Source organism: Amnimonas aquatica (assembly GCF_002943415.1).
In the GTDB taxonomy this organism is placed as follows: domain Bacteria; phylum Pseudomonadota; class Gammaproteobacteria; order Pseudomonadales; family Moraxellaceae; genus Perlucidibaca; species Perlucidibaca aquatica_A.
Genome location: NZ_PTQZ01000153.1, coordinates 1 through 4,469 on the forward strand (window position 1 = coordinate 1; position 4,469 = coordinate 4,469).

Here is a 4,469-nt window from a genome sequence, read left to right on the forward strand (position 1 = left end):
CAGGCGGGCGCGGATCATGACGGTGAGCTGGCAGGCGCGGTTCTCCATGTCCATGCCGAACTGGCCGGCGCGCTGCATGTCCAGCACCAGCCGCTGGCCGGCGCTCCGGCCGGGCTCGCGCAGGGCGCCGGCCAGACGTGGCTGCGCGCGCATCTGCGCGGCCACTTCGGCGGTCAGCGTGGCGGCGGGATCGAAGACATCGCGCAGGCGGGGCGGCTGGTGGCTGCCGAACACGCCGGGCGCCTGCTGCGCCGACAGCATGCCGTAGAACGGCTGCCGGCTGGTCACCGAACCGTAGCGCAGCCGCTCCGGATAAGCCACCTGCGGACTGATGCCGATGCCGCCGCGCAGCAGGGCGGCGGGAATGCCGGCATCGCGGTAGTGTGTCGGCAGCCTTTCCGGCGCGGACGGCGCCGAGGCGCAGCCGGCCAGCAGCAGGACGGCGAGCCCGGCGACCGGCGGCAGGCCGCGCATGATGCTCACAGCCCCAGGTTGCGCCAGAGCGCGAGCGTGGGCTCGGTCTGGTTCATGCTGTAGAAGTGCAGGCCGGGTGCGCCGCCGTCGAGCAGCTGGCGGCACAGGCGCGTCACCACTTCCTCGCCGAACTGCTGGATGCTGGCGGCGTCATCGCCGTAGGCCGTGACCTGCTTGCGCACCCAGCGCGGCACTTCGGCGCCGCAGGCATCCGAGAAGCGCACCAGGTTGGCGAAATTGGTGATCGGCATGATGCCGGGGATCACCGGAATGTCGCAGCCGGCGGCGCGCACGCGCTCCACGAAGTGGAAGTAGCTGTCGGCGTTGAAGAAGTACTGGGTGATGGCGCTGTCGGCGCCGGCCTGCGCCTTGGTCACGAAATGGCGGATGTCGCTGCCCAGGTCGCCGGACTGCGGATGGCATTCCGGATAGGCCGCGACCTCGATGCGGAAGTGGTCGCCATGGCGCTCGCGGATGTAGCGCACCAGATCGGCGGCGTAGGGCAGCTCGCCGAGGCCGCGGCCCATGCCCGAGGGCAGGTCGCCGCGCAGCGCCACGATGCGGCTGATGCCGAGCTCGCGGTAGAGGTCGAGCAGCTCGCCGATCTCCTCGCGCGAGTCGCCGATGCAGGACAGGTGCGGGGCCACGTCATAGCCCAGCGCCAGCACATCCTTCACCGTGCCCAGCGTGCGGTCGCGGGTGGAGCCGCCGGCGCCGTAGGTCACCGAGAAGAACTCGGGACCCAGCTCGCCCAGGCGGCGCGCGACCTCGCGCAGCTTGCCGGCGCCGACCTCGGTCTTGGCCGGGAAGAATTCGATGCTGAAATGGCTCATGACCGGCGCCGCCTCAGTACTTGTAGCTGTCCGGCTTGAACGGGCCGTCCACGTCCACGCCGATGTAGGCGGCCTGCTCCGCGGTCAGCTTCGTCAGCACGCCGCCGAAGCCGGCGACCATGGCCGCCGCGACTTCCTCGTCGAGCTTCTTCGGCAGCACTTCGACACGGATGCGGCCCGGCTTGTCGGCCTCGGCCAGGTCGGCGAACTTCTCGTCGAACAGATGCATCTGCGCCAGCACCTGGTTGGCGAACGAGCCGTCCATGATGCGCGACGGGTGGCCGGTGGCGTTGCCCAGGTTCACCAGGCGGCCTTCCGAGAGCAGGATCAGGTAGTCGCCGGCGGCTTCGCTGCGGTGCACCTTGTGCACCTGCGGCTTGACCTCGTCCCACTGCCAGTTGGCGCGCATGTAGGCGGTGTCGATCTCGGTGTCGAAGTGGCCGATGTTGCAGACCACCGCGCCCGGCTTCAGCGCGCGCAGCATGGCGGCGTCGCAGACCGTGGTGTTGCCGGTGGTGGTGACGATCAGGTCGGTCTCGCCGAGCAGGCGGGCGTCGATGTCGGCATCACGGCCGGTGACATTGCCGCCGACATAGGCCGACACCACCTCGTAGCCGTCCATGCAGGCCTGCATGGCGCAGATCGGGTCGATCTCGGTCACGCGCACGATCATGCCTTCCTGGCGCAGCGAGGCGGCCGAGCCCTTGCCCACGTCGCCGTAGCCGACCACCAGCGCGCGGCGGCCGGCCAGCAGCATGTCGGTGCCGCGCTTGATGGCGTCGTTGAGCGAGTGGCGGCAGCCGTACTTGTTGTCGTTCTTGGACTTGGTCACGGCATCGTTGACGTTGATCGCCGGCACCTTGAGCGTGCCCTTGGCGGCCATTTCGATCAGGCGGTGCACGCCGGTCGTGGTCTCTTCGGTGATGCCGTGGATGCGCGCCAGCATGGCCGGGTACTTCTGGTGCACGAGCTGGGTGGCATCGCCGCCGTCGTCGAGGATCATGTTGGCATCCCAGGGCTGGCCGTCCTTGAGCACGGTCTGCTCGATGCACCACCAGAACTCCTCTTCGGTCTGGCCCTTCCAGGCGAACACCGGCACGCCGGCGGCGGCGATGGCGGCGGCGGCGTGATCCTGGGTCGAGAAGATATTGCACGAAGACCAGCGCACTTCGGCGCCGAGCGCGGTCAGCGTCTCGATCAGCACGGCGGTCTGGATGGTCATGTGGATGCAGCCGATGATCTTCGCGCCCTTGAGCGGCTGGCTGGCGGCGTACTTGCGACGCAGGCCCATGAGTGCCGGCATTTCGGCTTCGGCGAGGATGATTTCCTTGCGGCCGAAGTCGGCGAGGCTGATGTCACGGACCTTGTAATCGGTGAAGGTGCTGGCAGGGGCGTTCATCGGGTCTTGCTCCGGGGTGAACGGGCGCCGTTGACGGGAGTCGCGACCGAGCCTGACGGCGGCCGTGCCTGAAAAACGCACCTGGCCTGCCGCTGCAGCGCCCCTCGGTCGCCGGACAGAGCGCCGAGTATAGCCATGCCGGTTAGAATATCCAAATTTATTGATATTTGCCGGCGATCGGCCGGATGCGCGGCTCGTGTAGGCCGCGAGCGGGGCGGTTGGCGTTGTGGTAGCGTCCTTGTCCAGTTCCTGCCGGAGACTCCCCATGCGTACCGCCCTGCCCGCCGCCGTGCTGACCCTGTCCTGTCTGTTGCCGGCGGCCGCCTCCGCCGCTTCCTTCGCGCTGGTGCCCCAGGTCGGCACTGCCGGCTACGGCGCCACCGTGCAGTGGGGGTTCAGCGAATACCTGGCCGTGTCCGCCGGCTACACCGCCATGGATCGCGGCGTCAGCGACGTCCGCACCGACGAGGCCCGCTACAGCGGCGACATCCGCCTGCGCAACCCGCAGGTGTTCCTGAACTGGGCGCCGTTCGGCGGCCACTTCCGCGTTTCGGTCGGTGCCGTGGCGCAGAACAGCAGCTTCGATCTGACCGCCCGCGACGTGCAGGAGCCCGGCGTCACCTCGGTGGATGTCAGCGCCGACTACGGCGACAAGCTGGCGCCGGCGGTCACCATCGGCTGGGAGACGCCGCTCGGCAAGTCCGGTCTCGGCTACCACATCAGCCTCGGCGCCATGTACACCGGCAAGCCGGATGTCAGCGTGCGCGCCAATTGCAGCCTGGGCTCCTGCTTCGGCTTCGCCGACGCGGAAGAACGGCGCATCAAGGGCGAGATCGAGAAGTACGAGTTCCTGCCCATCGCCCAGGCCGGCGTGATCCTGCGCATGTGACGGCCGGCGCCGTGCCTCCGGGTGCCGCCGGCGCGGTTCAGCTCCTGAACATGAAGTAGACCGCGCCCATGAGGCAGAGGCCGGCCCAGAGGTAGTCCAGCTTCAGCGGCTCCTTCATGAACAGCACGGCGAAGGGGATGAACACGCTGAGCGTGATCACTTCCTGGATGATCTTGAGCTGGGCCAGGCTGAGCACGGTGTGGCCGATGCGGTTGGCCGGCACCATGAGCATGTACTCGAAGAAGGCGATGCCCCAGCTGAACAGGATCGCGATCCACAGCGCCTTGTCATTCATGGTGCGCAGGTGGGCGTACCAGGCGAAGGTCATGAACACGTTCGATACCAGCAGAAGGCCGATGGTGGCGGCGACGGGGGACATGCGAGGCTCCTGAAGGGGGCTGATCCGGACAACGGTCACGAAAACGTCATGGCGCACTGCCGGCGGTGGCCGCGACCGCTTAGACTGGCGCCGGTACAACAAGAACAACGGGGTGTGTCATGCGTCAGCTCATGGCAGCCGGCCTGGTGCTGGCGGCGGTGGTTACCTTCGTCGGCTGCGGCCAGTCGGGTTCCACGCGTGATGCCACCGGGGGCGGCGGATCGGCCGCGCTGGCGCGCCAGCCCGCGGTCTGCGACTTCTTCGCCAAGGATCCCTTCGTCACCCGCAACGACCTCGCCGACGGTGCCCGCGCCGGCAACGCCGAGCTCATGCTGCGCTTCCTGCACTACACCGACGACCACATCATCGACGACGAGGGCCAGGCCATCAACGGGGCTTCGGTCACCGACGCCGTCTACCCGCTGTTCGAGTCCGCCCAGCGCATGCAGGAAGAGTACTCGGACGAAGTGCTCAACGACATCATCACGCGCAGCA

At 68.2% G+C, this 4,469-nt stretch carries 6 protein-coding genes and 1 riboswitch; of the genes, 2 read left to right on the top strand and 4 right to left on the bottom strand.

Going from position 1 to position 4,469, the window contains the following annotated elements:
- The 3 genes from C5O18_RS06805 to ahcY all read right to left on the bottom strand — a co-directional run.
- Positions 1–483, bottom strand: a 483-nt coding sequence (locus tag C5O18_RS06805) for a hypothetical protein (protein WP_241146767.1), incomplete at its 3' end; no start/stop codon positions are given.
- The gene (gene metF, locus C5O18_RS06810) at positions 480–1,307 is read right to left on the bottom strand and encodes a methylenetetrahydrofolate reductase [NAD(P)H] (protein ID WP_105192637.1); all 828 of its coding nucleotides are present in this window, start codon (positions 1,305–1,307) and stop codon (positions 480–482) included. The genes C5O18_RS06805 and metF, both read right to left, overlap by 4 nt.
- A gap of 13 nt (positions 1,308–1,320) precedes the next feature.
- Positions 1,321–2,706, bottom strand: a complete 1,386-nt coding sequence (gene ahcY / locus C5O18_RS06815; RefSeq protein ID WP_105192639.1) for an adenosylhomocysteinase — start codon at positions 2,704–2,706, stop codon at positions 1,321–1,323.
- Between the two features lie 15 nt (positions 2,707–2,721).
- Positions 2,722–2,818: riboswitch (S-adenosyl-L-homocysteine riboswitch) on the bottom strand.
- A 153-nt stretch (positions 2,819–2,971) separates the two neighbouring features.
- On the opposite strand from ahcY, the gene C5O18_RS06820 reads away from it, so the two are divergent.
- On the top strand, positions 2,972–3,595 hold the full coding sequence (locus tag C5O18_RS06820; RefSeq protein ID WP_105192641.1) for a hypothetical protein: 624 nt from the start codon (positions 2,972–2,974) through the stop codon (positions 3,593–3,595).
- 37 nt (positions 3,596–3,632) lie between these two features.
- On the opposite strand, the gene C5O18_RS06825 is transcribed toward C5O18_RS06820, so the two are convergent.
- On the bottom strand, positions 3,633–3,974 hold the full coding sequence (locus C5O18_RS06825) for a DMT family protein (RefSeq protein ID WP_105192643.1): 342 nt from the start codon (positions 3,972–3,974) through the stop codon (positions 3,633–3,635).
- Positions 3,975–4,093: 119 nt separating this feature from the next.
- On the opposite strand from C5O18_RS06825, the gene C5O18_RS06830 reads away from it, so the two are divergent.
- The coding region (locus C5O18_RS06830) for a hypothetical protein (protein ID WP_206389771.1) at positions 4,094–4,469 on the top strand (376 nt) is incomplete at its 3' end.

What these genes read in the sequence shown, in the direction of transcription:
- ahcY (WP_105192639.1), bottom strand. Translation starts at nt 2,706, where the DNA reads ATGAACGCCCCTGCCAGCACCTTCACCGATTACAAGGTCCGTGACATC.
- metF (WP_105192637.1), bottom strand. Translation starts at nt 1,307, where the DNA reads ATGAGCCATTTCAGCATCGAATTCTTCCCGGCCAAGACCGAGGTCGGC.
- C5O18_RS06825 (WP_105192643.1), bottom strand. Translation starts at nt 3,974, where the DNA reads ATGTCCCCCGTCGCCGCCACCATCGGCCTTCTGCTGGTATCGAACGTG.
- C5O18_RS06820 (WP_105192641.1), top strand. Translation starts at nt 2,972, where the DNA reads ATGCGTACCGCCCTGCCCGCCGCCGTGCTGACCCTGTCCTGTCTGTTG.